The 26,586-nt window shown below is 71.8% G+C and carries 22 protein-coding genes; 7 read left to right on the plus strand and 15 right to left on the minus strand.

Going from position 1 to position 26,586, the window contains the following annotated elements; translation table 11 throughout:
• Window positions 1-145 precede the first annotated feature (145 nt).
• Entirely contained in the window at window positions 146-1,126 is a 981-nt protein-coding gene (locus ACZ6TD_RS19435) for an acyl-CoA desaturase (protein WP_471355671.1), read from the plus strand.
• Window positions 1,126-1,833: a TetR family transcriptional regulator gene (locus tag ACZ6TD_RS19440; RefSeq protein WP_471357883.1), complete on the plus strand. Its 708-nt coding sequence runs from the start codon at window positions 1,126-1,128 to the stop codon at window positions 1,831-1,833. Before ACZ6TD_RS19435 ends, ACZ6TD_RS19440 begins: the two co-directional genes overlap by 1 nt.
• A gap of 19 nt (window positions 1,834-1,852) precedes the next feature.
• On the opposite strand, the gene ACZ6TD_RS19445 is transcribed toward ACZ6TD_RS19440, so the two are convergent.
• The gene (locus ACZ6TD_RS19445) at window positions 1,853-2,458 is read right to left on the minus strand and encodes a Uma2 family endonuclease (RefSeq protein WP_471355673.1); all 606 of its coding nucleotides are present in this window, start codon (window positions 2,456-2,458) and stop codon (window positions 1,853-1,855) included.
• A 187-nt stretch (window positions 2,459-2,645) separates the two neighbouring features.
• Complete coding sequence (locus ACZ6TD_RS19450; RefSeq protein ID WP_471355675.1) at window positions 2,646-3,470, minus strand: trans-aconitate 2-methyltransferase; 825 nt, start codon at window positions 3,468-3,470, stop codon at window positions 2,646-2,648.
• Window positions 3,471-3,605: 135 nt separating this feature from the next.
• Here ACZ6TD_RS19450 and ACZ6TD_RS19455 point away from each other — a divergent pair, with 135 nt between their 5' ends.
• Window positions 3,606-4,103 (plus strand): MarR family winged helix-turn-helix transcriptional regulator, encoded by a 498-nt coding sequence (locus ACZ6TD_RS19455; RefSeq protein ID WP_014054422.1) that lies wholly within the window; start codon window positions 3,606-3,608, stop codon window positions 4,101-4,103.
• Here ACZ6TD_RS19455 and ACZ6TD_RS19460 read toward each other — a convergent pair.
• The 4 genes from ACZ6TD_RS19460 to galT all read right to left on the minus strand — a co-directional run bounded on the left by ACZ6TD_RS19460 (window position 4,062) and on the right by galT (window position 8,548).
• Window positions 4,062-4,988, minus strand: coding sequence for a LuxR C-terminal-related transcriptional regulator (locus ACZ6TD_RS19460; RefSeq protein ID WP_471355678.1), 927 nt, complete (start codon window positions 4,986-4,988; stop codon window positions 4,062-4,064). The two genes, ACZ6TD_RS19455 and ACZ6TD_RS19460, sit on opposite strands and share 42 nt — an antisense overlap.
• A 343-nt stretch (window positions 4,989-5,331) precedes the next feature.
• Window positions 5,332-6,534 (minus strand): galactokinase, encoded by a 1,203-nt coding sequence (gene galK / locus ACZ6TD_RS19465; protein WP_471355680.1) that lies wholly within the window; start codon window positions 6,532-6,534, stop codon window positions 5,332-5,334.
• Window positions 6,531-7,508, minus strand: coding sequence for a UDP-glucose 4-epimerase GalE (gene galE / locus ACZ6TD_RS19470; RefSeq protein WP_471355682.1), 978 nt, complete (start codon window positions 7,506-7,508; stop codon window positions 6,531-6,533). The genes galK and galE overlap by 4 nt, the downstream gene beginning before the upstream one ends.
• Window positions 7,505-8,548, minus strand: a complete 1,044-nt coding sequence (gene galT / locus ACZ6TD_RS19475) for a galactose-1-phosphate uridylyltransferase (RefSeq protein ID WP_471355684.1) — start codon at window positions 8,546-8,548, stop codon at window positions 7,505-7,507. Before galT ends, galE begins: the two co-directional genes overlap by 4 nt.
• 162 nt (window positions 8,549-8,710) lie before the next feature.
• Between galT and ACZ6TD_RS19480 the strand changes: the two genes are divergently transcribed.
• Together ACZ6TD_RS19480 and ACZ6TD_RS19485 are read left to right on the plus strand one after the other, a co-directional pair.
• The gene (locus ACZ6TD_RS19480; protein WP_471355687.1) at window positions 8,711-10,381 is read left to right on the plus strand and encodes a sodium:solute symporter family protein; all 1,671 of its coding nucleotides are present in this window, start codon (window positions 8,711-8,713) and stop codon (window positions 10,379-10,381) included.
• A gap of 27 nt (window positions 10,382-10,408) precedes the next feature.
• The gene (locus ACZ6TD_RS19485) at window positions 10,409-10,768 is read left to right on the plus strand and encodes a hypothetical protein (RefSeq protein WP_471355689.1); all 360 of its coding nucleotides are present in this window, start codon (window positions 10,409-10,411) and stop codon (window positions 10,766-10,768) included.
• 36 nt (window positions 10,769-10,804) lie between these two features.
• Here the strand turns inward: ACZ6TD_RS19485 and ACZ6TD_RS19490 are convergent, their stop codons facing one another.
• The 9 genes from ACZ6TD_RS19490 to rsmI form a co-directional block, all read right to left on the minus strand.
• Complete coding sequence (locus tag ACZ6TD_RS19490) at window positions 10,805-11,533, minus strand: response regulator transcription factor (RefSeq protein WP_471355691.1); 729 nt, start codon at window positions 11,531-11,533, stop codon at window positions 10,805-10,807.
• Window positions 11,534-11,797: 264 nt separating this feature from the next.
• Entirely contained in the window at window positions 11,798-13,630 is a 1,833-nt protein-coding gene (locus ACZ6TD_RS19495) for a hypothetical protein (RefSeq protein ID WP_471355693.1), read from the minus strand.
• 269 nt (window positions 13,631-13,899) lie between these two features.
• Window positions 13,900-15,720 carry an ABC-F family ATP-binding cassette domain-containing protein gene (locus ACZ6TD_RS19500; protein ID WP_471355696.1) on the minus strand — a complete coding sequence of 607 codons (1,821 nt, stop codon included), beginning with the start codon at window positions 15,718-15,720 and terminating at the stop codon, window positions 13,900-13,902.
• A 344-nt stretch (window positions 15,721-16,064) separates the two neighbouring features.
• Window positions 16,065-16,991, minus strand: a complete 927-nt coding sequence (locus ACZ6TD_RS19505) for a 4-(cytidine 5'-diphospho)-2-C-methyl-D-erythritol kinase (protein WP_471355698.1) — start codon at window positions 16,989-16,991, stop codon at window positions 16,065-16,067.
• 820 nt (window positions 16,992-17,811) lie between these two features.
• Window positions 17,812-18,678, minus strand: coding sequence for a 16S rRNA (adenine(1518)-N(6)/adenine(1519)-N(6))-dimethyltransferase RsmA (rsmA, locus tag ACZ6TD_RS19510; RefSeq protein ID WP_471355701.1), 867 nt, complete (start codon window positions 18,676-18,678; stop codon window positions 17,812-17,814).
• Window positions 18,679-18,821: 143 nt separating this feature from the next.
• Entirely contained in the window at window positions 18,822-20,021 is a 1,200-nt protein-coding gene (locus ACZ6TD_RS19515; RefSeq protein ID WP_471355703.1) for a ubiquitin-like domain-containing protein, read from the minus strand.
• Window positions 20,022-20,130: 109 nt separating this feature from the next.
• On the minus strand, window positions 20,131-21,051 hold the full coding sequence (locus ACZ6TD_RS19520) for a TatD family hydrolase (protein WP_471355706.1): 921 nt from the start codon (window positions 21,049-21,051) through the stop codon (window positions 20,131-20,133).
• Between the two features lie 181 nt (window positions 21,052-21,232).
• On the minus strand, window positions 21,233-21,709 hold the full coding sequence (locus ACZ6TD_RS19525; protein WP_471355708.1) for a hypothetical protein: 477 nt from the start codon (window positions 21,707-21,709) through the stop codon (window positions 21,233-21,235).
• Window positions 21,710-21,895: 186 nt separating this feature from the next.
• Window positions 21,896-22,771: a 16S rRNA (cytidine(1402)-2'-O)-methyltransferase gene (gene rsmI, locus ACZ6TD_RS19530; RefSeq protein WP_471355710.1), complete on the minus strand. Its 876-nt coding sequence runs from the start codon at window positions 22,769-22,771 to the stop codon at window positions 21,896-21,898.
• A 195-nt stretch (window positions 22,772-22,966) separates the two neighbouring features.
• Here rsmI and ACZ6TD_RS19535 point away from each other — a divergent pair, with 195 nt between their 5' ends.
• On the plus strand, window positions 22,967-24,745 hold the full coding sequence (locus ACZ6TD_RS19535; RefSeq protein WP_471355712.1) for a dolichyl-phosphate-mannose--protein mannosyltransferase: 1,779 nt from the start codon (window positions 22,967-22,969) through the stop codon (window positions 24,743-24,745).
• Window positions 24,746-24,906: 161 nt separating this feature from the next.
• Window positions 24,907-26,550, plus strand: a complete 1,644-nt coding sequence (locus ACZ6TD_RS19540; RefSeq protein ID WP_471355714.1) for a penicillin-binding transpeptidase domain-containing protein — start codon at window positions 24,907-24,909, stop codon at window positions 26,548-26,550.
• The last annotated feature ends 36 nt before the right edge of the window (window positions 26,551-26,586 follow it).

Below are 26,586 nucleotides of genomic sequence, written 5' to 3' on the forward strand. Positions count from 1 at the left end.
CCGCGCTGTCCGACGCTCACCAGGATAGGCGGCACGACCCCGGGTGGGACCAGAGCCCTATTGCCCCGCTTCCCGGCCCTGCCATACTTACGACGCCGTAGGTTACGGATCCGTAGCCATGCCCCCGAGCCCCACGAGGGATCCCATGACTGCAAGCCCCGACGTGGTCAACGACACGCCGAAGGCCCAGGAGGCCCCGCTCTCCTCCGCCACGCTCGGCGGGGACAGCAAGCGCTCCATCGAACAGATCACCCTTCTCCTGTTCATCACCGTCCCCTTCGTCGCGCTGGTCGCGGCGGTCCCCCTGGCCTGGGGCTGGGGGGTCACCTGGCTGGATCTGGCGCTGCTGGTGTCGATGTACTACATCGGCTGCCACGGCATCACGATCGGCTTCCACCGCTACTTCACCCATGGCTCGTTCAAGGCGAAGCGGCCGCTGCGGATCGCGCTGGCGATCGCGGGGTCGCTGGCCGTGGAGGGACCGCTGGTCCGCTGGGTGGCCGATCACCGCAAGCACCACAAGTTCTCCGACGCGGAGGGCGACCCGCACTCCCCGTGGCGGTACGGCGAGACCGTGCCGGCCCTGCTGAAGGGGTTGTGGTGGGCCCATATCGGCTGGATGTTCGATGAGGAGCAGACGCCGCAGTACAAATACGCACCGGATCTGATCAAGGACGGCGTCACCCGGGCGATCTCCCGGCAGTTCGTGGTGTGGACCGTGGTCTCGCTGATGGTGCCGCCGGTGATCGGCGGACTGGTGACCTGGTCCTGGCAGGGCGCGGCGACCGCCTTCTTCTGGGGGTCACTCGTCCGGGTGGCTTTGCTGCACCATGTGACCTGGTCGATCAACTCGATCTGCCACGCGGTGGGCAAGCGCCCGTTCAAGTCGCGGGACCGCTCCGGCAATGTGTGGTGGCTCGCGGTGCTCTCGTGCGGTGAGTCCTGGCACAACCTGCACCACGCGGACCCGACCTGTGCCCGGCACGGGGTGATGCGGGGGCAGTTGGACTCCAGTGCCCGGCTCATCCGCTGGTTCGAGAAGGCGGGCTGGGCGTATGACGTCCGGTGGCCGAGCCAGGACCGTATCGATGCCCGCCGTCAGAAGGAGACCGCCGGAGCGGCATGATGGAGGGCGTGGCGACCGACAGTAATACCAGCGGTGAAGAGGACCGGCAGCGCCGGGCCGGCCGGTCCTCCGGATCCGGGACCCGGCGGCCCCGCCGGGTCCGGATGACCGGCAAGGAGCGCCGGGAGCAGCTGCTGGACATCGGTCGCACGCTCTTCGCCGAGCGCGGCTTCGAGGGCACCTCGGTGGAGGAGATCGCGGCGAAGGCCGGAGTCTCCAAACCGGTGGTGTACGAGCACTTCGGCGGCAAGGAGGGGCTGTACGCGGTGGTGGTGGACCGCGAGATGCGCCGGATGCTGGACATGGTCACCACATCCCTCACCGCGGGCCATCCGCGCGAGCTGTGCGAGCAGGCCACCTTCGCCCTCCTGGACTACATCGAGGAGTACACGGACGGCTTCCGCATCCTCGTCCGCGACTCCCCCGTCGCCCAGTCGACGGGCACCTTCGCCTCCCTGATCAGCGATATCGCCACCCAGGTGGAGGACATCCTGGGCCTGGAATTCAAGGCCCGCGGCTTCGACCCCAAACTGGCCCCGCTCTACGCCCAGGCCCTGGTGGGCATGGTGGCCCTGACCGGCCAGTGGTGGCTGGACGTCCGCAAACCCAAGAAGGCCGAGGTCGCGGCCCACCTGGTGAACCTGGCCTGGCACGGCCTGGACGGCCTGGAGCAGAAGCCCCGCCTGATAGGCCACCGCAAGAACTGACGGCAGGCGGGCCGTGCCGCTACGGCCGGACGATGGCCTCGCCGATGACGAAGCCCTTCGCGGGGCCGTCGGGAATGACGGCGTCGGTGCCGTACGGGACGCGATGCTCGTCGGCGTAGACGGCCTTGTCGGGGTCGGGTGCCGTGAGGATGACGACCGTGCCGTCACCGTCGAAGTCGTCGATCAGGACGTAGAGCGGGATGCCCGCACGGGCGTACGCCCGGCGCTTGCGCTCTCTGTCGCGGGAGCGGGCCTCGTGACCGGGCGAGACCACCTCGAAGACGGCCCGGACGCCGCTCGCGTCCACTCCGAGATCTTCCTCGTCGGGGATCTCGTCGAGGTCTTCGGGGGCGATGAAGAGGTCGGGGATCCACACCTTGCGGCGGTGGATAACGTCTCCGCCTTGGTAGGCGGCATAGCGGCCGTCCGCCAGATGGAGGGTCAGGGCCTGGCGGAGACGATTGGCGATCACTCCATGGCGGCGACGGCCGATGGGCGACACCTCGATGAACCCCTCGATGATCTCGGCCCGGTAGCCCTCGGGGAGTTCCATGGCCTTCCACGCCTGCCACAGCACCTCGTCCAGGGACGTGGTCTCATACCCCGCGGTCGAGCACGCGCACACAGCCGATCGCCTTCCATTCAGTCCGGGCGCTGGCGCCACTGCGGCGCAAGCGACACCGTGACGCTATGCGTCCATGAAGCCTCATTACGGCAAACCCCGAGCCGATCATCCGATCGGGTGGTATCCCCCAATCGGCTCCAGGAACTCCAGCCGGTTCCCCACCGGGTCCTCGGAGTAGAAGCGGCGATCACCGCTGGGCCTTGTGGGCGACGATGAAGATGCGGCGGAAGGGGAAGGCCGTGCCGTGGGGGGTGGAGGGGTAGGCGTCGCGGAGGAGGGCGGCGTAGGTGGCCAGGAAGCGGTCGCGGGCGGGCGGGTCGTCGGCGAGGGCGGTCAGGACCGGGCGCAGGGCGGTGCCCTTGACCCAGTCGAGGACGGGGTCCGGGCCGGTCAGGATCTGCACATAGGTGGTCTCCCAGGCGTCGACCTCGCAGCCGAGCGCGGCCAGGCGCACCAGGTACTCGGTGGGCTCCAGGACGCCACCGGGGTCGCGGACGCGGTCGGCGAGGCGATCGCGCCACTCGGGTGCGTTGCACAGGTCGCGCAGCAGGGTGTGGCTGGGGGCGGTGAAGTTGCCGGGGACCTGGAAGGCGAAGGTGCCGCCGGGGCGCAGTCCGGCCAGCCAGGTGGGGAAGGCGTCGGGGTGGCCGGGGACCCACTGGAGGGCGGCGTTGGAGACGATCAGGTCGTAGGTGTCGTCCGGCGCCCAGTTCCGCACATCGGCCTGCCGGAGGTCGAGGCGGCCGCCGCCGGTGGTGGGGCCCGCGAGGGGCTGGGCCTCGGCGAGCATCTCGGCGGAGCTGTCCAGGCCGGTGACCCGGGCGTCGGGCCAGCGGTCGAAGAGCAGCGCGGTGACGTTGCCCGCGCCGCAGCCCAGGTCGGCTATGCGGGGCGGGCGGCCGGGGTCGGTGGGCAGCTCGGGGACGCGGGCCAGCAGGTCCAGGAAGGGGCGGGTGCGGTGGCCGGCGTGGCGCAGATACTGCCGAGGGTCCCAGTTGGGCGCGGTGGTCATGGTCGGTCCCCCTGCGGGTACGGTCGGGTACGGGCCGCCGTGGTCGCTCCTGCGCGTCACGGCGCCTTACCGTGCTCCACATTATCTCTTGATGTCAAGAGACTTCATGTCGACAGACCCACTACACTGATCGCCATGGAGGACGAGGTCGATCGGCTGGTCGCGGCGTGGCGGCGGGAACGCCCCGACCTCGATGTGGAACCGCTCGAAGTGCTCAGCCGGGTCAGCCGGCTCGCCCGCCATCTGGACCGGGCACGGCGGATCGCCTTCGCCGAGCACAATCTGGAGCCCTGGGAGTTCGACGTCCTGACCTCGCTGCGCCGGGCCGGGCCCCCGTATCAGCTCTCCCCCGGGCAACTGCTGACCCAGACTCTGGTCACCTCGGGCACCATGACCAACCGCATCGACCGGCTCGCCAAGAAGGGGCTGGTCGAGCGGGGGCCCGACCCCAGTGACCGGCGCGGTGTGCTGGTCCGGCTGACCGCCGAAGGGCGTGACCGCGCCGATCAGGCACTGGCCGGGCTGCTGGACCATGAGCACGCCATCCTGGCCGAGCTCTCCCAGGCCCAGCGCGCCGAACTGGCCGCGCTGCTACGCCAGCTGACCGCCCCGTTCGACAATCTCCCCGGCTAGGTCGACCGGGCCCACGCCGGCCCGCCGGGCCAGCGCCACGGCCGCGAGCGTGGAGTGCACACCCAGCTTGCCCAGCACATTCTGCATATGGGTGCGGACGGTGTGCGGGGAGAGGAAGAGCCGCTCGGCGACGGCCTTACGGCCGAGCCCGGCCACCATGCAGCGCAGCACCTCCCGCTCACGCGGCGTCAGCGACTCGACCAGACGCTCGCTTTCGGTGCGGTGCTTACGGGCGGCCGTCAACTCCCGCAGGACGCCCGTGAGCAGAGCGGGCGGCAGATGGGTCTCCTCCCGCAGCACCCCCCGGATGACCGCGAGCAGCCGGACCAGTGAGCAGTCCTTGGCGACCCAGCCGGACGCCCCGGCCTGCAGCGCCGCCGCCGCGCGGCGCGGATCGTCGCGCTCGGCCAGCACCACGGTGCGCACCCCCGGCTGGGCGGAGCGGACGGCGCCGACGAGCGATATGCCGTCGGCCGCCCGGCCGTTCACCGCCCGGGCGGGGCCGCCATGGGCCCCACCGTGCGACCCGCCATGGGCCCCACCATGCGGTCCGCCATGGGCCCCACCGTGCGGCCCGCTGTGCGCGCCGACATGCGCCCCGCCATGGATGCCGCTGTGCGCCGTGCCGTTCACCCCGCCGTACGGCAGCTCGGCCGGCGCCACAAGCGGTGGCCCCACACCGTCGGCGGCCGTGCCCAAGTCGGCGTCGACCAGCAGGACGTCGAAGCGGCGCCCCTCCGCAGCTCCACGCTCCAGACAGCGCAACGCCGCCGGACCGCTTCCGGCCGCCGCCACGTCCACGTCCTGCTCCGCCGCGAGGGCGGCCGCTAAGGACTCGGCGAAAATACGATGATCGTCGACCACGAGAACCCGAATACGTGCCACGGACAACCCCCCACGTCGCCGGATGAAAGATCCCGGATACACCGAGAAACAGTGCGGGTACGGCGCCCGGCGCGAGGTCACCACAACCCGCACGGCCGCCGCCGTGCCGTGATTGCTACCCCACCCCGGGCGTCGTACCTGACTGTCTCGCCCCCTGATAAGCGTCGGCCCCCACCGACGCTGTACTCAGAGTAAGGCCGTGGTCTCATATAGGAAGCGGATTAGCGAAACTGACTGCTCTCGGCTGTTCACTGTGGGTTTCTTGTTCGCTCTTGGGGACTAGGGGCCCACGAGCGGCGAGAATTTATCGAGAGGCGATCAAGAAGCCGGTGGGTACGGCCCCCTACAGCCGTCGCGCCCCCGCACTGGGCACCGCCGGGAAGATCCGCGGCGCCCGGTGCCCGGCCGCGCCGAACGCCTCGGTCACCGCCTTGCTCACCGCCTCCGCGTCCGCCTCCGCCACCAGCACGATGGCCGAACCGCCGAAGCCGCCACCGGTCATCCGCGCCCCGAGCGCCCCCGCCTCGTTCGCCGTCTCCACGACGAGGTCGAGCTCGTCGCAGGAGATCTCGAAGTCGTCGCGGCAGGAGGCGTGCCCGGCGGTCAGCACCGGCCCGATGGACCGGGTGTCCCCCGCGTCGAGCCGCTCGATGACCTCCTCCACCCGCCGGTCCTCGGTCACCACATGGCGCACCCGCCGCCGGGTGGCCGTGTCGCAGCCCAGCCGCTCCAGCTCGGTGAGCGTGGCGTCCAGCCCCTCGAAGGGGACGTCCCGCAGCGCCCGCACCCCGAGCGCCCGCGCGGCCGCCTCGCACGCGGCGCGCCGGCTCGCATAGGCGCCGTCGCCCAGCTCGTGCTTGACGCGGGTGTCCACGACCAGCAGCCGCAACCCCTCGGCCGCCAGGTCGAACGGCACCTGGCGCTGGGTGAGATCGCGGGCGTCGAGGAAGAGGGCGTGCCCCTCGGTGCAGCACGCCGACGCCATCTGGTCCATGATCCCGCAGGGCACGCCCACGAAGGCGTTCTCCGCGCGCTGGCACAGCTGGGCGATGCGCGGCGGGGTGAGCCCCAGCCCGTACAGGTCGTTGAGCGCGGTGGCCGTGACGACCTCCAGCGCGGCGGACGAGGACAGCCCGGCGCCGGTGGGCACGGTGGACTCGAAGTGCAGCTCCGCACCACCGGCCCCGCCCGTCAGCAGCCCCGCCTCGCGCAGCGCCCAGACCACTCCGGCCGGATAGGCCGCCCAGCCGCCGCGGTCGCCGCCGCCGGCGCCGCCCGCGACCGGCGAAAGCTCCTCGACCCGCAGCTCGACCACCCCGCCCTGGACATCGCCCGAGTGCAGCCGCAGCACCCCGTCGGTGCGCGGGGAGGCGGCGGCCAGACAGGTGTGGGGCAGGGCGAGCGGCATCACGAAGCCGTCGTTGTAGTCGGTGTGCTCGCCGATCAGATTGACCCGGCCCGGCGCCGCCCAGACGCCTCCGGGCTCGGTGCCGTAGACCTCGCGGAACCCCGCCGTGGCCCGCCCGGGGCCGTGCTCGTCCGTCACTGACTCTCCCTCCGCTGCGCGAACTCCCATGCGTCCGCGACGATTCCGGCCAGGTCGGCGCGGGTCGGGCGCCAGCCCAGGCGCTCCTTGGCACGCTCGGCGGAGGCCACCAGGACCGCCGGGTCGCCGCCGCGGCGCGGGGCGGCGATCTCCGGGATGGGGTGGCCGGTGACCTGGCGCACCGTCTTGATGACCTCGCGGACGGAGAAGCCGTTGCCGTTGCCGAGGTTGCAGATCAGGTGTTCGCCGGAGGACGCGGCGCCGAGGGCGAGCAGATGGGCGTCGGCGAGGTCTGCGACGTGGATGTAGTCGCGGACGCAGGTGCCGTCGGGGGTGGCGTAGTCGTCGCCGAAGACGGAGATGGCCTCGCGCTTGCCCTGGGCGACCTGGAGCACCAGGGGGATGAGGTGCGACTCGGGGTCATGGCGCTCGCCGTACGCCCCGTAGGCGCCCGCGACGTTGAAGTAGCGCAGCGAGACCGCGGCCAGGCCGTGGGCGGCGCACTCACCGCTGATCATGTGGTCGACGGCGAGCTTGCTGGCCCCGTAGGGGTTGGTGGGCGCGGTCGGGAGGTCCTCGGTGATCGGGACCTGGTCGGGCTCGCCGTAGGTGGCGGCGGTGGAGGAGAAGACGAGGGTGCGCACCCCGGCGCCGCGCATCGCGGCGAGCAGCTCGGTGGTGCCGCCCACATTGTTGACCCAGTACTTCTCGGGGTTGACGACGGACTCGCCGACCTGGGAGAACGCCGCGAAGTGCAGCACGCCGTCGTAGGAGGGGTCGAGCCACTTGGCGGCGTCCTGGATGCGGCCCTCGACGAACTCCGCGCCCTCGGGGACCCCGGCGCGGTGCCCGGTGGACAGGTCGTCCAGCACCGTCACCCGGTGCCCGGCTTCGAGCAGATGCGCCGCGACCACGCTGCCGACATAGCCGGCACCGCCGGTGACCAGGTACTTCTTCTGCTGCGCATTGCTCACTTGCTCGCTACCTCTCGCAGTCGCTCGGCCGCGGCCTCCGGCGGCACATCGTTGATGAACACATTCATGCCGGATTCGGAACCCGCGAGAAACTTCAGCTTGCCGGAAGTGCGGCGGATGGTGAAAAGCTCGAGGTGAAGTGCGAATTCACCGCGGTCGGTCATGTGGTACGGCGCCTGGTGCCAGGCGGAGATGTAGGGCGTGGGCGGCTCACCCTCGCCGAAAATCCGGTCGAAGCGCTTCAAGAGTTCCAGATACATCTGTGGAAACTCTGTGCGCGCGGCCTCGTCCAGCGACGGCAGGTCCGGGACCCGCCGCTTCGGGTAGAGGTGCACCTCGTAGGGCCAGTGGGCGGCGTAGGGGACGAACGCGACCCAGTGCTCGCCGTCGAGCACCACCCGGCGCCCGTCGGCCAGCTCATCGGCGACCACATCATCGAACAGATTCCGACCAGTGGCCTCACGGTGCTCGCCGAGCGAACGGAGCATCAGCCGTGTACGAGGGGTCACAAAGGGATACCCGTAGATCTGGCCGTGCGGATGGCCGAGGGTGACGCCGATCTCCTTGCCGCGGTTCTCGAAGCAGAAGACCTGTTCGACGGCGGGGTGTTGGGCCAGCTCGGCGGTGCGGTCGGTCCAGGCGTCGAGCACCAGAGCGGCCTGTTCGACGTCGAGGTCGGCGAAGGAGGCGTCGTGGTCGGAGGTGAAGCACACGACCTCGCACCGGCCCGAGTCCCCGGCCAGCGACGGGAAGCGGTTCTCGAAGACCACGACGTCGTAGTCGGAGGCGGGGATCTCGCTGTGCCGCCCCTCGCGGGAGGGGCACAGCGGGCATTCGTCGGCCGGCGGGTGGTAGGTGCGGGCCTGGCGATGGGAGGCGATCGCCACCTGGTCGCCGAGCAGGCGGTCGTGCCGGACCTCCGAGCGGGTCGCGATGGGGTCGAGCGGCCGCTGGTCGACGGCGTCGCGCACCGCGTCGTCGCGCGCGTCGTAATAGATCAGCTCGCGTCCGTCCGCGAGCCGCGTCGCCGTCTTCTTCACTCCGCCAGCTCCTGTCAGGTGCACCCAACACAACTCAACATAATGAACCACAAGCCAACAGTGCCGTCAATGCGCGGTGTAGGTGCTCGGACAAACCACAAGAATTCGGATACGTTCACCGAACGTTTCTGGTGCATTCCGTTCAGGCGATGAGGCGAGACCATGCACTATCTGGCCGAAGGGCTACGGCTGCCCACCAACGCACTCGACTACACGATCCTGATCCTCTATTTCGCCGTCGTCCTCGGCGTGGGATTCGCCGCCAGAGCGAGCGTCAAGACCAGCCTCGACTTCTTTCTCTCCGGCCGGTCGCTGCCCGCGTGGGTCACCGGTCTGGCCTTCGTCGCCGCGAATCTGGGTGCCCTGGAGATCCTGGGGATGGCCGCCAACGGCGCGCAGTACGGGGTGTACACCGTGCACTGGTACTGGGTCGGGGCGATTCCGGCCATGGTCTTCCTCGGCCTGGTGATGATGCCGTTCTACTACGGTTCCAAGGTACGGTCCGTCCCCGAGTTCCTGCTGCACCGCTATGGACCGTCCTCGCACCTGCTCAGTTCGATCATCTTCTCGGTCGCGTCCGTGCTGATCGCCGGGGTGAACCTCTACGCGATGGCGATCGTGGTGGAGGCGCTGCTGGGCTGGCCGCAGTGGGTGGCCATCGTGGTCGCGGGGCTCTTCGTGCTCGCGTACATCACCCTCGGCGGACTCTCCTCGGCTATCTACAACGAGGTGCTGCAGTTCTTCGTGATCCTGGCCGCCCTCGTCCCGCTCACCGTCGTCGGCCTCCGGCGGATCGGCGGCTTCGGCGGCCTCAAGGACGCGCTCACCGACTCCCACGGCCCCCATTTCGTCTCCGCCTGGGGCGGCACCGGCATCGGCTCGTCCAACCCGCTGGGGGCCAACTGGCTGACCATCGTGCTGGGCCTCGGCTTCTGTCTGAGCTTCGGCTACTGGACGACCAACTTCGCCGAGGTGCAGCGCGCCCTGTCGGCCAAGAACCTCTCGGCCGCCCAGCGCACCCCGCTGATCGCCGCGTTCCCCAAGATGTTCATCCCGCTGATCGTGGTGGTGCCCGGGCTGATCGCCCTGGTCATGCGGCCGGACATCGGCTCGAAGAAGAGCGGGCTGCAGTACAACGACGCGATTCCGCTGCTGATGAGCGAGCTGCTGCCGAACGGGGTGCTGGGGCTCGCGGTGACCGGGCTGCTGGCCGCCTTCATGGCGGGCATGGCGGCCAATGTGTCCTCGTTCAACACGGTCTTCACCAACGACATCTGGCGGGCGTACGTCATGAAGGGCCGGCCGGACGGGTACTACCTGCTCACCGGGCGGGTGGTGACGGCGATCGGGGTGCTGGCCGGCATGGGCACGGCCTTCATCGCCTCCTCGTTCAGCAACATCATGAACTACCTCCAGACCCTGTTCTCGTTCTTCAATGTGCCGCTGTTCTGCGTCTTCATCATCGGGATGTTCTGGAAGCGGGCCACCGCCGCGGCCGGGTTCTGGGGGCTGCTGTGCGGCACGGTGGCCGCGATGATCAACTACTTCTGGCTCTACCTGGGGGATGTCATCGCCATCCCCAGCGACCAGGGCGCCAACTTCGTCTCGGCCATCGTGGCGTTCGTGGTCGGCGGGGTGGTGATGGTCGCGGTGACCCCGTTCACCAAGCCCAGGCCGGTGGAGTCGCTGGCCGGTCTGGTCTACGGCACCACCGCGCCCGGGGTGGCCGAGCCGCCGGCGCCGGGCGACGAGGCGTGGTACCGCCGTCCGGCCGTGCTGGGCTGGGGCGCGCTGATCCTCGCGGCCCTGTGCTACATCCCGTTCTCCCTGTGACCCTTCCGGGATTAAGGAGCGTGCGCCATGAGTGAGGAGTACGAATACCGGCACGAGGTCGAGGACCTGCAGCAGAAGTCGGCGACCGCGGCCCGGCTGTTCGATGTGCGGCGGATCATCGGCGGGCTGTTCGCGATCTACGGGATCATCGTCCTCATCGCCGGGTTCACCGCCTCGGACGCGGATGTGAAGAAGGCGTCGGGCATCAACATCAACCTCTGGACGGGGTCGTGCATGCTCGCGGTCGGCCTGCTCTTCCTGCTCTGGATGAAGCTCAGGCCGCTGTCCGCGCCCGGGGCCGAGCCCAAGCCGGAGCCCTCTGGGCCCGGGGACGGTCCCGGGGCCGGAGAGCCCGGGGGCCGCGAGCCCGGGGCCGGAGCGGGCTGAGAAACGCGGGCACGTGGCCACCGCGCCCGGTACGGCCTACGGCGCCGACGCGGGCGGCTGCGGCGCGGGAGGCGGCTGGGGCGGGGGCGGCGCGGTCCGGCGCGTCGCCGCGCGGTCCAGCAGCCCCGTACGCGCCGCCAGCGCCGCCGCCTCCAGCCGCGAGCCCACCCCGAGCTTCATCAGCACCCGCTGCACATGGGTGCGGGCCGTGCTGGGGGCGATCCCCATGCCCGCCGCGATCAGCCGGGTGTCCTCGCCCTCGGCGACCCGCACCAGCACCTCCACCTCGCGCGGGGTCAGCATCCGCAGCAGCCGGGCGCCCTCGTCGTCGGGCTGGGCCGAGGGGTTGAGCAGCTCCGCGAACGCCCCCTGGAGCAGTTGGGGCGCCACGGCCGCCTCGCCCGCGCGCGCCTTCATCATGGCGCGTTCGACGCCCTCGATCCGCTCGTCGTGGCGCACATAGCCGGACGCCCCGGCGGCGAAGGCGGCGGCTATGCCGCGCGGGCTCGGCACCGGGCCGAGCACCACGACCGCGACCTGCGGCCGCTCCTTCTTGATCCGCACCACCGGGTCGAACACCCCCGGCTCGGCGGGTGCCGCCGTGCCCAGCAGGCACACCTCAGGTGCCCGGCTCACCACCAGGTCCGCCGCGCCCGCGCTCGGCGCCGCCGCGGCGAGCACCCGGTGCCCGCGCAGCTTCAGCGCCGAGGCGAGCGCCTCCGCGAGCAGACGGTGATCGTCGACCACCATGAGTCGCACGCCCATGAGCTCCCCCCATTCGCTCAGGGGGGAAGCTACACGCTTGTTCGACGTTGCGCGCCCCTTACCGGGCAGAAGCCCCTCGGAATGCCGAAATCCCGGCCATTCGTGCCTACTTGACGTCCGGTTGACGTCCCAATCCGATCGATGCGGCCGGGTTCCCGGGGCGCGCACCCCGGCGCACCGCCGGAGCGCACAGGCGGCGGCCCCGTCCGTACGGTGTCGTACGGGCGGGGCCGCCGTGGAGTAGGCCGGGCGGACGCCGGAACGTCAGCTCGCGCCGAAGATGATCGCCAGCGGGTCGTCCCGGTCGTAGGTGCCCGAGGGCTTGCTGGCGTAGACGTCGCTCATGTAGAGGTGCCCCCCGGAGTAGATGATCTCCGAGTAGCTGGGGCTGAAATTCTGCTCCATCTCATGGCTGGCGACGGGGTTCTGCAGCAGCTTGGTCTTGGCGTACGACTTGGGGTCGATCCGCCAGACCGCGCCGCCGGTCTCCCAGGTGCTCTCCTGGTAGGCGAGCACGGAGCCGTCCTCGTCCAGCCCGAGCGGGGTGAGGGCGGCGCCCTTGACCCCGTCGGTCTTCCCGACCGGCTTGCCGGTCTTCAGGTCGAAGGCCACGACCTCGTTGGCCGTCGCGGCGCTGGAGTCGGTGCGGTCCTCGGAGCCGAGGAAGAGGGTGTTCGCCGACTTGGAGACGGCGAGCTTCCGGCAGCCCTCGACATTGGTCGACTCGCACTTGGCGTCGTACTTGCCGTTCTCGGTGCCGATCTTGCCGAGCACCTTGCCGGTCTTGGCGCTGTCGTCGATGGCCAGGAAGTCCGAGACCGCCGAGCCGGTGGAGTCACCGGCGTCCAGGCCGATCACCAGCGGGTCGGTGGAGGCGACGTGGACGTAGTCGATGCCCTGCGAGACCTTGTAGGCCGACTTCACCGCGCCCGTCTTCGGGTTCAGCGTCTGGACCTGGATCTGCGGGTTGTCGTAGTCGCCGCAGCGGCGCACCGCGACCAGCTTGTCCTCGCCGCCCGCGTAGCCGTCGTCCGAGCACTGCTCGCCCGACTTGGGCTTCCACAGGGCCTGACCCGAGGTGGACCAGGCGGCGCCGCCGCTGGTGCCGCCCGCGGCCACGGTGCCGCCGCCGATGGTGACCTCGTCGAAGGAGACCTTCTCGTCACCCTCCTTGACGTTCCGGTGCCACAGCATCTTGCCGTTCTTGAGGTCCAGCAGCCCGATCTCGGTGCAGCTGGGGTACTTGTCCTCGGCCGACGGCTTGGCCTCCTGGTAGAGGACCGTGGTCAGGCCGTCCTTGGTGAGGTGGTCCGAGGACCAGCAGACCGCGCCGTCCAGCGGGATCGTCCACTTGGCGTCGCCGCCGCTCAGCGGATAGCCGACGATCTTGTAGACACCGGCCTTCACGAAGGTGTCGTCGGTGGCCCACATGCCCTCGACGGTGACCTGGTCGGAGACCTTGGGCATCGGGATCTTGCTGAGCAGCTTGGCGTCCACGGCCTTGGCGGGCTTGTCCCCGCCGCCCGTGGTGCCGCTGGAGGCGCCCTGGCTGGACTGCTTGTCCTTGCCCTTGGCCTCGCTGCCGCCGCCGTCGTCCTTGGTGGCGAACCAGATGCCGCCACCGATGATCAGCGCGACCGCGACCACGGCGCTGACGATGATCGCCATGCGCTGCTTGGACTGGCCGGAGCCACCGGGGCCGCCCGGACCGGGGCCGCCGGGGTACTGGGCCTGCGGCGGCTGGCCGTACTGCGGCTGGCCGAATTGCGGCTGTCCGTAAGGCTGCTGGCCGTACTGGGGCTGACCGTAAGGCTGCTGGCCGGATCCGTACGGCGACGGGCCGGCCTGGGTCGGCTGGCCGTGCACCGGCTGCTCCGGGTAGCCGTAGCCGCCGGCGCCCTGCGGGGGCGTCTGCGGCGGTGCCGACGGCGGCGGAGGCGGGGTCTGCGGCGGCTGGCCGGGGGCCTGCGGATAGCCGTAGCCCTGCTGGCCCGGAGGCGGTGTGGGCGGCTGCTGTGGATAGCCGTAACCAGGTTCCTGCGGCGCGCCGAAGCCGCCCTGCGGCGGCTGGTTGGGCGGCGGAGGCGGCTGTGACATGCGAAATCCTTCAGATGCGGGACCCGTCGTCCGACCGGCCTCCCCCGCGATCCCGGTGGTCAAAACCCTCCGGGAAGGAGCGAATCGGACAGGGCACCCCGCCATTGAGCGGAAGGAAGGCGGGAGTTCTTTGTATCACCCGTAAGGGGCGCAATAGGGACCGGTGTCCAGGTCATCGATCAGCTGAGACCGGCCTGTGACGCGACCGTTGCCAGGGCGCGCGCCACCACCGCACAACCTCTTCACACGATGCTTTCAGGCCACTCACATCAGGCGTCGTCGGCCAGCTCCAGCCAGCGGGTCTCCAGCTCGTCCCGCTCCCCCGTCAGCTCGCGCAGCTGGGTGTCGAGCTCCGCGACCTTGGCGAAGTCCGTGGCGTGCTCGGCGATCCGCGCGTGCAGCTCGGACTCCTGCTCGCTGATCCGGTCCAGCCGCCGCTCGATGCGCTGGAGTTCCTTCTTGGCGGCGCGCTGCTCGGCCGCCGACCGCTGCCGGGCGGCCTGTTCGCCGGTCTTCTGCTTGGCGGGCGCGGCGGCGGCCGGGGCGGCCGCGGCCAGGGCGCGCTGCCGCCGCTCCAGGTACTCGTCCACGCCGCGCGGCAGCATCCGCAGGGTGGCGTCGCCCAGCAGCGCGAGCACCCGGTCGGTGGTGCGCTCGATGAAGTAGCGGTCGTGGCTGATGACCACGAGCGAGCCGGGCCAGCCGTCGAGCAGGTCCTCGAGCTGGGTCAGGGTCTCGATGTCCAGGTCGTTGGTGGGCTCGTCCAGGAAGAGCACATTGGGCTCGTCCATCAGCAGCCGCAGGATCTGGAGCCGGCGCCGCTCACCGCCGGAGAGATCGCCGACCGGGGTCCACTGCTTCTCCTTGGTGAAGCCGAACTTCTCGCACAGCTGGGAGGCGGTCATCTCCCGGCCCTTGCCGAGGTCGACGCGCTGCCGCACCTGCTCGACGGCCTCCAGGACCCGCAGGTTCCGGTCGAGTTCGGCGACCTCCTGGGACAGATACGCGAGCCTTACGGTCTTGCCGACCACGATCCGGCCCCCGGCGGGCTGCTGTTCGCCCTCGCTGCGGGCGGCCTCGGCGAGAGCCCGCAGCAGCGAGGTCTTGCCCGCGCCGTTCACCCCCACCAGGCCGATCCGGTCGCCGGGCCCGAGCTGCCAGGTCAGATGGGTGAGCAGCACCTTGGACCCGGCGGTGACGGTCACGTCCTCCAGGTCGAAGACGGTCTTGCCGAGCCGGGAGTTGGCGAACTTCATCAGCTCGGCGCTGTCGCGGGGCGGCGGGACGTCCTCGATCAGCGCGTTGGCCGCCTCGATGCGGAAGCGGGGCTTGCTGGTGCGGGCGGGGGCGCCGCGCCGCAGCCAGGCGAGCTCCTTGCGCATCAGGTTCTGCCGCTTGGCCTCCTCGCTGGCGGCGATGCGCTCGCGCTCGGCGCGGGCGAAGACGTAGTCGCTGTAGCCGCCCTCGTACTCGTGGACGGCGCCGCGCTGGACGTCCCACATCCGGGTGCAGACCTGGTCGAGGAACCAGCGGTCGTGGGTGACCACCACCAGGCCCGAGCGGCGGGCGCGCAGATGCCCGGCCAGCCAGGAGATGCCCTCGACGTCGAGGTGGTTGGTGGGCTCGTCGAGGACGATCAGGTCCTGCTCGGCGATCAGCAACTGGGCGAGCGCGATACGCCGGCGCTCACCGCCGGACAGCGGGCCGATGACCGTGTCGAGCCCCTGGGGGAAGCCGGGCAGGTCCAGCCCGCCGAACAGCCCGGTGAGCACGTCCCGGATCTTGGCGACACCGGCCCACTCGTGGTCGGCGAGGTCGCCGATCACCTCATGGCGGATGGTGGCCGCGGGGTCGAGCGAGTCGTGCTGGGTGAGCACGCCGAGCCGCAGATCACCGGCGTGGGTGACGCGGCCGTCGTCGGCGGGCTCCAGTTTGGCGAGGATCCGGATGAGCGTGGTCTTGCCGTCGCCGTTGCGGCCGACGACGCCGATGCGGTCGCCCTCGTTCACCCCGAGGGAGACGCCGTCCAGCAGGGCACGGGTGCCGTACACCTTGCCGACGGATTCAACGTTGACCAGGTTGGTCGCCATCACACTCCATTACGCGGATCGATCGGCGTCCCAGGGTAGTCGCCGCGCGGGGCGCCTGGCTCAGGCACCGGCCACTGACTGAGGCGCGGACCACATGCGGAGGCGCCGACCAGCCGCTCGGGCGTCGATCACACGTTGAGGCGCGGACCACACTCTCATGCGCCGACCACATGCTGAGGCGCGGACTACACGCTCAGCGCCGACCACACGCCCAGGCGTCGGCCAGCCGCTCAGGCGCGGACCAGCCGCCCAGGCGCGGACCAGCCGCTCAAGGGCCGACCAACCGCTCAAGGGCCGACCGACCGCTTAGGCGCCGACCAACCGCTCAAGCGTCGACCAGCCGCTCAAGCGTCGACCAGCCGTGCCCCGGGGACCGGGCCGGAGGTGACCCGGACCGTGCGGCAGGTGCCCGAGGCGGCCAGCCCGGTCGCCACCGCCTGTGCGGCCTCGGTGTCCTTGGCCAGGAAGGCGCAGGTCGGGCCGGAGCCGGAGACGAGGGAGGCGAGCGCGCCCGCGTCCGCGCCGGCGCGCAGCGTGTCGGCGAGCGCGGGGCGCAGCGAGAGGGCGGCGGGCTGCAGATCGTTGGAGACGGCGGCGGCCAGCGCGGTGGCGTCGCCGGTGCGCAGCGCGTCCAGCAGCGCCTGGGAGGGCTCGGGGTCGGGCACGTCGGCGGCGCTCGCGCCCGCGCCGGACGCCTCGCGCAGCCGGTCGCATTCGCGGTAGACGGCGGGGGTGGACAGTCCGCCGTCGGCCACGGCGAACACCCAGTGGAAGGTGCCGCCGGTCTCCAGCGGGGTCAGCAGCTCGCCCCGGCCGCGGCCGAGGGCCACGCCGCCGACGAGGCTGAAGGGGATGTCGCTGCCCAACTCGGCGCAGATCTCGAGGAGTTCGGCCCGGGTCGCCTGGGTGCCCCACAGCGCGTCGCAGGCCAGCAGCGCCCCGGCGGCGTCCGCGCTGCCGCCCGCCATGCCGCCGGCCACGGGAATGTCCTTGGCGATGTGGAGGTGCACGCCGGGCGCGATGCCGTGCCGTTCGGCGAGCGCGAGGGCGGCGCGGGCGGCGAGGTTGGTGCGGTCCAGCGGCACCTGGCCGGCGTCGGCGCCCTCGACGGTGATCCGGAGGGCGTCGGCGGGGGTGGCGGTGACCTCGTCGTGGAGCCCGACGGCGAGGAAGACGTTGGCGAGGTCGTGGAACCCGTCGGGGCGCAGCCCGCCGACCGCGAGCTGGACGTTGACCTTGGCGGGCACACGGGCGGTCACGGGGCGGCTCACGGGGCTCCTTGGTGGGGTTCGGGTGTTCCGGTGCGGCCATTGTCCCGCCTGCGGGGGTGGGCCTGCGGCGGGCTTGTTCCCCACCCCGCCCCTTCCCGAACCGGGGGCAAGCCCCCGGCCCCCGCTCCGGGGGCTTGCCCCCACACCCCCGCCGGGGCTCCGCCCCTGGACCCCGCTCCTCAAACGCCGGAGAGGCTGGGTGATGGGGCATCTCCGCCCCAGACCCCGCACCTCGAACGCCGGAGAGGCTGGGTAGTGGGGCGCCTCCGCGCCAGGCCCCGTCCTCGGGGGCTCCGCCTCTGGGCCCCGCACCTCGAACGCCGGAGGTGCTGGGGCGGTGCCTCCGCCCCAGGCCCCGTCCAGCCCCGCTCAGCGGGGCGCAGCCCCGGCCGGTGTACGACCGCAGCAGGGCCCGGGGCGGACCCCGCAGAGACCCGGAGGCGCAGCCCCGGCCGGTGTACGTCCGAGGCGAGGCCCGGGGCGGAGCCGCCGGGGGCAAAGCCCCCTGAGCTCGAAGGGGGACCCGGGGCGGAGCCCCAGCGGGGGTACGGGGAGGAGCCCCGGCGGGGATGCGGGGGCAGAGCCCCGGCGGGGATGCGGGGGCAGAGCCCCGGCGGGGGTACGGAGTCAGAGCCCCAGCGGGGGCACGGGGGACAGAGCCCCAGCGGGGGCACGGGGGACAGAGCCCCAGCAGGGATGCGGAGGCAGAGCCCCGGCGGGGTGCGGGGGCGGAGCCCCGGAGTGGGGGCCGGGGGGCTTGCCCCCGGTTGCGGGAAGGGGCGGGGTGGGGAGCAAGTCCGCGCGCAGGCGCGTCGTGTGGTCAGGCCGTGGGTCCGTGCTCGGCGATCGCGGCGAAGTCCTCCACCGTCAGCGACTCGCCGCGCGCCTGCGGCGAGACCCCGGCGGCCTTCAGTGCCTCCTCCGCGGCCCCCGCCGAACCGGCCCAGCCCGCGAGCGCCGCCCTGAGGGTCTTGCGGCGCTGGGCGAACGCCGCGTCCACCACCGCGAAGACCTCTTCCCGGGTGGCCGTGGTGCGCGGGGGCTCGTCCCGGCGTATCAGCGAGACCAGGCCGGAGTCGACGTTCGGGGCGGGCCAGAAGACATTGCGGCCGATCGCGCCCGCGCGCTTGACGTGGGCGTACCAGGCGGCCTTCACGGAGGGGACGCCGTAGACCTTGGAGCCGGGCGGGGCGGCGAGCCGGTCGGCGACCTCGGACTGCACCATGACCAGCGTCCGCTCGATGGTCGGGAAGCCCCGGAGCATATGGAGCAGCACGGGCACGGCGACGTTGTAGGGCAGGTTGGCGACCAGGGCGGTGGGGGCCGGGCCCGGCAGCTCGGTCACCCGCAGGGCGTCGCTGTGCACCAGCGCGAAGCGGTCGGCGCGGTGCGGCAGCCGGGCCTCGACGGTCGCGGGGAGGGCCGCCGCGAGGACGTCGTCGATCTCGACGGCGGTGACCCGGTCGGCGGCCTCCAGCAGCGCGAGGGTCAGCGACCCGAGCCCCGGGCCGACCTCGACGACCACGTCGTCCGGGCGCACCCCGGCGGTCCGGACGATCCGGCGGACCGTATTGGCGTCGATGACGAAGTTCTGGCCGCGCTGCTTGGTCGGACGTACGCCGAGCCGCGCCGCGAGTTCGCGGACGTCGGCCGGGCCGAGCAGGACGTCGGAGTCGGTGGAGCTCACCCAGGAAGTTTAGGCCCCCTTTTTCGGGCCTCGGTTCTCTCAGCCTCCCCCGGCGCCTCGGCCTCCCCCGGCTACCGCTGGGCGGTGCGCCCCGGCCGGAGGACCCGAGCACCCCGGGGGCCGGGCCACCCGACCGGGGCCCATCACCGGTGAAGCTTGGAGCCGCAGCTGGGCCAGGGGCTGGTGCCGCGTTGTTGGTAGAGCTTCTTCGCGCGGTAGGTCTGCTCGGACGGGGGTGCGTCCTGGGGGCGGCCGTGGCCGCCCAGGGCGTGCCAGGTGCCCTGGTCGAGCTGGTAGAGGCCGCCGTAACGGCCGGAGCCGTCGACCGCGTCGGGCCGGCCGCCCGATTCGCAGCGGGCCATCGCCCGCCAGTTGAGCCCGTCCGCCGGGCCGCCGACGCCGGTGGGCACGGTCATGGTGCCGACCCGGACGATCCGGGCCACGGGCGCCTTGACGATCTCGCTGCCGACCTTCCGCGGCCGCTGCCGTACGCCGTTGACGCTGCGCACCCGGTAGGTGATGCGCAGGGTCCCCGGCTCGCCGGGCCGGGCCACGAGCTCGGTGCCCTTGGGGAGGGTGGGGTCGGCGCGGCGGACGGTGGTGAAGGGCACCGGGTGGTCCCGGACCTCCTTGCCGCCGGTGATCCGCATCACCGTCACCGTCTGGCCGTCGCGCGGGAAGCTGTCCCGCGGGACGGAGGTGGTGTCCTGGCCGCGCAGGGTGAGCCCGGCGGCGGCGAGGGCCTCGCCGACGGTGGCCGCGTTCGTGCGGACGGTGTGGGGGCGTCCGTCGGCGAGGAAGGTGACGGTGCGCTCGGTGCGGACGTGCAGGAGCAGCCCGCGGCTGGTGATGGCCGCGGAGCGGGAGGCGGACAGATACGCGCCCTCGGCACGTACGCCCAGTTGGCGCAGTGCGCCGTCAACCGTGCGGGCGGTGGTCCACACCCGGCGGCGCTCCCCGTCGAGGGTGAGGGTGACGGGGCGGCCGTAGCGGACGGCGATCTCGTCACCGTCGCCGAGCCGCTCCCCGGGCGCGGGGGCGACGATGTCGTGCGCGCCGACGTGGACGTCCTGGTCCGCCAGCAGCTCGCCCACGTCGTCGGCGTAGGTGTGCAACGTGCGCGCGTCGCCGTCGACGCTGAGCCGTACGGCCTTGTCCTGGGCGACGAAGGCGGAGGTGCCGCCGGCCAGGGCGGCGACCACCATCGCCTGTGGCAGCAGCCGGCGCATCGGATCGGTCCGGCCGGTGGTGCCGCGCCGGGCGGCTCGGCGGGCGGCGGCACGGCCGCCCGGGACGCGGTGGCTGGCCCTACGGCTCACGACAACACTCCGGTAACACTCCACAAGTCCACTGGTCAGGGCGTTGGGTCCGGGACTGTAGCGGAGTGGGGGTGACTCTCCAAAGGAAGATCATCACGCAGTGTGATCACCCGCCTCGGATCGCCACCGCCCCTCAATAGCCGAAGACGCGTGCCGTATTGGCTGCCACGGCGGTCGCCAGGGTGTCCTCGGGGACGCCCTTGACCTCGGCCATGGCCCGCAGGGTGAGCGGAATCAGATACGGAGCGTTGGGCCGTCCGCGGTAGGGGACGGGGGTCAGGAACGGGGCGTCGGTCTCGACGAGGACGAGATCGAGCGGGGCGACGGCGAGGGCGTCGCGCAGCGGCTGGGCGTTCTTGAAGGTGACGTTGCCCGCGAACGACATGTAGTAGCCGCGCTCGGCGCAGATCTTCGCCATGGCCGCGTCACCGGAGTAGCAGTGGAAGACGACGGTCTCGGGCGCGCCCTCCTCGGCGAGCACCCGCAGCACGTCGTCATGGGCCTCCCGGTCGTGGATGACCAGCGCCTTGCCGTGCTCCTTGGCGATGGCGATGTGGCGGCGGAACGAGCGCTCCTGGGCGGCCATGCCCTCCGGGCCGGTGCGGAAGTAGTCCAGACCGGTCTCGCCCACGCCCCGCACCTGGGGCAGCGCGGCGAGGGCCGCTATCCGGTCGAGCGCCGCGTCCAGGGCGGCATCGCCGCCGGGCTCCCTGGCCCCCTGCCGGGACCAGCCATCAGGGTCGCCGAGGACGATGCGCGGCGCCTCGTTGGGGTGCAGGGCCACGGTGGCCCAGACGCTCTCGTGCGCCGCCGCGGTCTCGGCCGCCCACCGGGACCCGGCGAGGTCGCACCCCACCTGGACGACGGTCGTCACGCCGACCGAGGCGGCCTTGGCCAGTGCCTCCTCGACGGTGCCCGACTGCATGTCCAGGTGGGTGTGGGAATCGGCGACCGGGACCCGCAGGGGCTCCGGCGGCGGCGGGGGCGCGTCCTTTTCCTTTTGCGCGCCACTCGCCTTGCCACTGCCGCCGGGGGTCGATGCTGTTTTCGCCATGGGCGCGATTCTATGAATCCCGGTGAATGTCCGGTGAATCACACCCGGCCGCTCAGTTGACCCGCGTCCGGCTCAGGTGAACCGGCTCCCGCGAACCCACTCGAACGGGCTCATGTGAACCGACTGTGAACCGACCGCAGAACCGGCCCATGTGAAACAGCTCATATGAACCGGATCGTACTCAATCGCGGTGGTGCTGAAAGGGATGCAGCAGATTCGGAAGGTGCCAATGGTGCCCACGGCGTCGCGCGGGGCCCTCGTTTTCCGGTGCTCGGTCCGGTGCGGCGTCCGCCTCGGCGTCCGGCGCGCCGGTGCCGTCCTCCCGGTCCCGGGTGGTGTGCGGCCTCCCGCGCCGCGCACTCTCCAGGACGGAGGAGACCTGACCCGAGCGCATGATCCGCACCAGATGCGCACCGCAGTTGACGCAGTCGGGGCTCGTCAGCGGGGACGGGACGCGCTGGCCGCCGGTGAAGTAGACCACGAATTCCCGGCCCTCGCCGTCCACGTGGTGTTCGATGTCGTACGCCCGCTCCCAGCCGTGCCCGCACTTCATGCAGGCGAAGGCGTACGCCTCGTGGGCCACCTCGCCGGACTGGTCGGAGGGGGTGTGGGCGGCTATCGGATGAGCACCGCTCGAAGTTCCCGCTATATCGCTCATGGCAGCTCCTCTTGTCACACAGGACAAGTCTTCCGGGATGGGATCGCCCCAGGTCTTCCACAACCAGTGGACGCCTTTTCCGGCGCCACCGCACGGGCTCTTCCCTCTCTTTGAGCGAGATTTGGCAACGGCCATGGAGAAACTGGCGAGCAACTGCCCGGCTACTAACCTGGGCTTTGCATTTCGCTACGGGGCTTTACCTCCGCGTGGCGCGCTTCCTGTCGCGTTCTTCGCCGCCACCACCGCGTCGAACACCTGCCGCTTGGGCACCCCGGCCTCCTGCGCCACCGCCGCGATGGCCTCCTTACGGCGCTCACCGGCCTCCTCGCGCACCGCGACCCGGCGGGCCAGCTCGGCGGGGCCCGCCTCCTCGGGGCCGGGCGCGGGGGCCCCCTCGACCACGATGGTGATCTCGCCGCGCACGCCCTCCGCCGCCCAGGCGGCCAGCTCGGCCAGCGGGCCGCGCCGCACCTCCTCGTAGGTCTTGGTCAGCTCCCGGCACACCGCGGCGCGCCGGTCCTGGCCGAACACCTCGGCCATGGCCGCGAGCGTGTCGTCCAGCCGGTGCGGGGCCTCGAACCAGACCAGGGTGCGGCGCTCGTCGGCGACCTCGCGCAGCCGCGTCAGCCGCTCCCCCGCCTTGCGCGGCGGGAACCCCTCGAAGCAGAAGCGGTCCACCGGCAGCCCGGACACGGCCAGGGCGGTGAGCACCGCGGACGGGCCGGGCACGGCGGTGACGGTGATCCCGCGCTCCACGGCGGCGGCCACCAGCCGGTAGCCGGGGTCGGAGACCGACGGCATGCCCGCGTCGGTGACCAGCAGCACCCGGGCGCCCCCGGCCAGCGATTCGACCAGCTCGGGCGTGCGGGCCGACTCGTTGCCCTCGAAGTAGGACACCACCCGGCCGGCCGGGCGCACGTCCAGGGCCTGGGTGAGGCGGCGCAGCCGCCGGGTGTCCTCGGCGGCGATCACATCGGCGGCCATGAGCTCGGCGGCCAGCCTCGGGGGCGCGTCCGCCGTGTCGCCGATGGGGGTCCCTGCCAGTACGAGCGTTCCAGTCACGCCCCCATCCTCGCAGCCGGGCGCGGCGGGCCCCGCGACCGGCCACGACCGGCCACGACCGGTCACGGGGTCGGCCGCGGGGCCGGCCCCGCGGCGGGGCGGCGGACTCGGCCCCGAGGCCGCCGCCCCGGGCACGAATCCCCGTTCGCCGCCTTTCCCCGCCCCACTCACAGACCGCTTCCCTACGATGGCCCGGTGAGCAGTGACACCGCGACCCACGCCCAGCCGGGCAAAGCCACCGGCCAGCAGCCGCCGGCCTGGCAACGCCGGCTGCGCCGTTTCGGATACGCGGGCCGGACCAGGCCCGGCGTACGGGAGCGGCTGGTCCCGCCGTACGCGGAGCCGGGCACCCGGCTCTGGGAGATCCTCGGCGCGACCCCCTCGGCGGCGGCCAGAATCGCCCGCTGGAGCGGCTGGGGTGGTCCGCTGCTCGTCGCGCTGTGCGCCGGGCTGACCCGCTTCTGGCATCTGGGCAGCCCGGACAACGTCATATTCGACGAGACGTACTACGCCAAGGACGCCTGGTCGATCTGGGAGTACGGCTACGAGGGCACCTGGCCGAAATCCGCCAACGACCGGATCCTCGACGTCCCGCAGCACATCCCGCTCAGCGACGCGGCCTCGTATGTGGTGCACCCGCCGGTGGGCAAGTGGGTCATCGGGCTCGGCGAGCAGTTCTTCGGGCTGCATCCGTTCGGCTGGCGGTTCATGGTCGCGGTGCTCGGCACCCTCTCGGTGCTGATGCTGTGCCGGATCGGGCGGCGGCTGTTCCGGTCGACGTTCCTCGGCTGCCTCGCGGGCGCGCTGATGGCCGTGGACGGGCTGCACTACGTGATGAGCCGCACGGCGCTGCTCGACCTGGTCGTGATGTTCTTCGTGCTGGCCGCCTTCGGCTGTCTGCTCGTCGACCGGGACCGGGCGCGCGCCAGGCTGGCGGCGGCGCTGCCGGCCGGTGAGGACGGCACCGCGCGGCCGGACCCGGCGGTCGCCCGGGGCCTGAGGCTGGGCGCGCGGCCGTGGCGGATCGCGGCCGGGGTGCTGCTGGGCCTGGCCATCGGCACCAAGTGGAACGGGCTGTACGTGCTGGCGGCCTTCGGCCTGATGACCGTCCTGTGGGACGTGGGCAGCCGCCGCACCGCGGGCGCCCTCCGCCCCTACCGGGCGGTGCTGCGGCGCGATCTGGGCTGGGCCTTCGTCTCGCTGGTGCCTGTGGCGATCCTCACGTACATCGCCTCCTGGTCGGGCTGGTTCACCGCGAGCGGCAGCTACGACCGGGGCCGCGGCTGGCGGCACAGCGGCTACTTCCGCCACTGGGCCGAGTCCGCCAAACCCGACGGCGGCGGCTACGGCACCGGCGGCGCCTTCGACTGGCTGCTCAACCCGCTGCGCAGCCTGTGGCACTACGAGTCCGAGGTCTACAAGTTCCACGTCAACCTCGACTCGCCGCATGTCTACCAGTCCAACCCGTGGAGCTGGCTGGTCCAGTCCCGCCCGGTCTCGTACTTCTACGAGTCCCCGCGGGCCGGCCAGGAGGGCTGCCCCAAGGACGCCGCCGAGAAGTGCGCCCGCGAGGTGCTGGCCATCGGCACTCCGCTGCTGTGGTGGACGGCCTGTTTCGCACTGCTGTACCTGCTGTTCCGGTGGGCGCTGCGGCGCGACTGGCGGGCGGGCGCGATCCTGTGCGGGATCGCCGCGGGCTATCTGCCGTGGTTCCTCTACCAGGACCGGACGATCTTCTCCTTCTACGCCGTCGTCTTCGTGCCCTTCCTGTGCCTCGGGGTGGCGATGATGATCGGCGCGCTGCTGGGGCCACCGGGCGCGAGCGAGACCCGCCGGGTGATCGGCGCGGTCGGCTCGGGCGCGCTGGTCCTGCTGATCATCTGGAACTTCATCTACTTCTTCCCGCTCTACACCGGCCAGACGATCCCCATGGACGCCTGGCGCGCCCGGATGTGGCTCGACACCTGGATCTGACCCCGGCTCGGCCCCCGGCCCACCGCATGGATCCGGCCACGGCCCCCGCGCCCCCTACGGTGAGGGCGCGGGGGCTTCACGTGGTGCCGGTAGAGTGCCGGGCACCGCGACCCCCATCGACTGATGGGGGGAACCGAGAACACAAGTGTGGGGGTTCTGAAATGCGGAGTGGCGCGAGAGCCGCGATCGTCGGTGCGGTGTTCGCCGCCATGGTCGGTGTGGCCGGTTGCGGCAGCGGCCAGGACGATTCAGCCGGCCCGAAGGACGGTGCGAGCGCCGGCTCGGGTGACGACAAGCCGTCCCTGAAGAAGGTGAAGACCGGCCCGCCCAGCGCGGCCGAGGTCAAGACCACCGCCCACGCGTTCCTGGCGGCCTGGTCGGCGGGCGAGACGGCGAAGGCAGCCGCCCTGACGGACGACAGCGGCGCGGCCACCACGGCGCTGAGCGGCTACCGCACGAAGGCCAAGGTGGCCAAGGTGGCGCTGGACGCGGGGCGGGCGAGCGGCGCCAAGGTGCCGTTCTCGGTCAACGCCCAGCTCTCCTCCGGCGGTGAGAGCGTCCCCTGGACGTATGAATCCTCGCTGACCGTGACCCGCGACACCAAGACCGGCAAGCCGGTCGTCGCCTGGAAGCCCTCCGTGGTGCACCCCGACCTCGCCGAGGGCGACACGCTCAAGACCGGCGCGTCCGAGGCGCCGCCGATCAAGGCGGTGGACCGCGACGGCAAGGAGCTGACCGCCTCCGAGCACCCGACCCTCAAGACCGTCCTGGCCGCGCTGCGCGAGCGGTACGGCAAGAAGGCGGGCGGCGAGGCGGGCGTGGAGACCTGGATCCAGCGCGCCAAGGGCTCCAAGTCCCCCGACAAGACCCTCAAGGTGCTCTCCAAGGGCACCCCGGGCACGCTCCGCACCACGATCGACGCATCGCTCCAGCGCACCGCCGAGCAGCAGGTGAGCAAGCGCACCAAGGCGTCGGTGGTCGCGGTCAAGCCCAGCACCGGTGAGATCCTCGCACTGGCCAACTCCCCCGCGAGCGGCTTCAACACCGCCCTCCAGGGCTCGTACGCACCCGGCTCGACGATGAAGATCATCACCTCGACGACGCTGATGGACAAGGGTCTGGCGGCGTACGGCAAGCCGCATCCGTGCCCGAAGTACTTCAGTTACGGCGGCTGGAAGTTCCAGAACGACAAGAAGTTCGAGATCAAGAACGGCACCTTCGAGCAGAGCTTCGCCCGCTCCTGCAACACGGCCTTCATCAGCCAGGCGGGGAAGCTGAAGGACGACGACCTGAGCAAGGAGGCCCGGGACGTCTTCGGCATCGGGCTCAACTGGCAGACCGGCGTGCCCACCTTCGACGGCTCGGTGCCGGTGCAGTCCGCGGCCTCCAAGGCCGCCTCGCTGATCGGCCAGGGCGGCGTGCGGATGAACCCGCTCAACATGGCGTCGGTCGCGGCCACCGCCTCCACCGGCACCTTCCGCCAGCCGTACCTGGTCTCGCCGTCGCTGGACGACCGGACGCTGGCCAAGGCGAGCAGGACGATGAAGTCCAGCACCCACGACCAGCTCAAGAAGCTGATGAAGCTGACGGCCACCTCGGGCACCGCCGCCGAGGCGATGGCCGGGATGAGCGGTGACTTCGGCGCCAAGACCGGCTCGGCCGAGGTGGACAACCAGGAGAAGCCGAACGGCTGGTTCAGCGCGTACCGCGACGACGTTGCGGCCGCGGGCGTGGTCCCCGAGGGCGGCCACGGCGGCGACACGGCGGGCCCGATCGTGGCGGCGCTGCTGCGCGCGGGCGGCTGAGCCGCCGGTTCCACCGGCGTGACGGCACGGGAGCCG

This window comes from Streptomyces yongxingensis, from assembly GCF_055597465.1.

Bases quoted from the DNA above. Each gene is read 5' to 3' on its own strand.
- ACZ6TD_RS19435 (WP_471355671.1), top strand. From the start codon at position 146: ATGACTGCAAGCCCCGACGTGGTCAACGACACGCCGAAGGCCCAGGAG.
- ACZ6TD_RS19440 (WP_471357883.1), top strand. From the start codon at position 1,126: ATGGAGGGCGTGGCGACCGACAGTAATACCAGCGGTGAAGAGGACCGG.
- ACZ6TD_RS19450 (WP_471355675.1), bottom strand. From the start codon at position 3,470: ATGACCACCGCGCCCAACTGGGACCCTCGGCAGTATCTGCGCCACGCC.
- ACZ6TD_RS19455 (WP_014054422.1), top strand. From the start codon at position 3,606: ATGGAGGACGAGGTCGATCGGCTGGTCGCGGCGTGGCGGCGGGAACGC.
- ACZ6TD_RS19480 (WP_471355687.1), top strand. From the start codon at position 8,711: ATGCACTATCTGGCCGAAGGGCTACGGCTGCCCACCAACGCACTCGAC.
- ACZ6TD_RS19485 (WP_471355689.1), top strand. From the start codon at position 10,409: ATGAGTGAGGAGTACGAATACCGGCACGAGGTCGAGGACCTGCAGCAG.
- ACZ6TD_RS19490 (WP_471355691.1), bottom strand. From the start codon at position 11,533: ATGGGCGTGCGACTCATGGTGGTCGACGATCACCGTCTGCTCGCGGAG.
- ACZ6TD_RS19495 (WP_471355693.1), bottom strand. From the start codon at position 13,630: ATGTCACAGCCGCCTCCGCCGCCCAACCAGCCGCCGCAGGGCGGCTTC.
- ACZ6TD_RS19500 (WP_471355696.1), bottom strand. From the start codon at position 15,720: ATGGCGACCAACCTGGTCAACGTTGAATCCGTCGGCAAGGTGTACGGC.
- ACZ6TD_RS19520 (WP_471355706.1), bottom strand. From the start codon at position 21,051: ATGGCGAAAACAGCATCGACCCCCGGCGGCAGTGGCAAGGCGAGTGGC.
- ACZ6TD_RS19525 (WP_471355708.1), bottom strand. From the start codon at position 21,709: ATGAGCGATATAGCGGGAACTTCGAGCGGTGCTCATCCGATAGCCGCC.
- ACZ6TD_RS19540 (WP_471355714.1), top strand. From the start codon at position 24,907: ATGCGGAGTGGCGCGAGAGCCGCGATCGTCGGTGCGGTGTTCGCCGCC.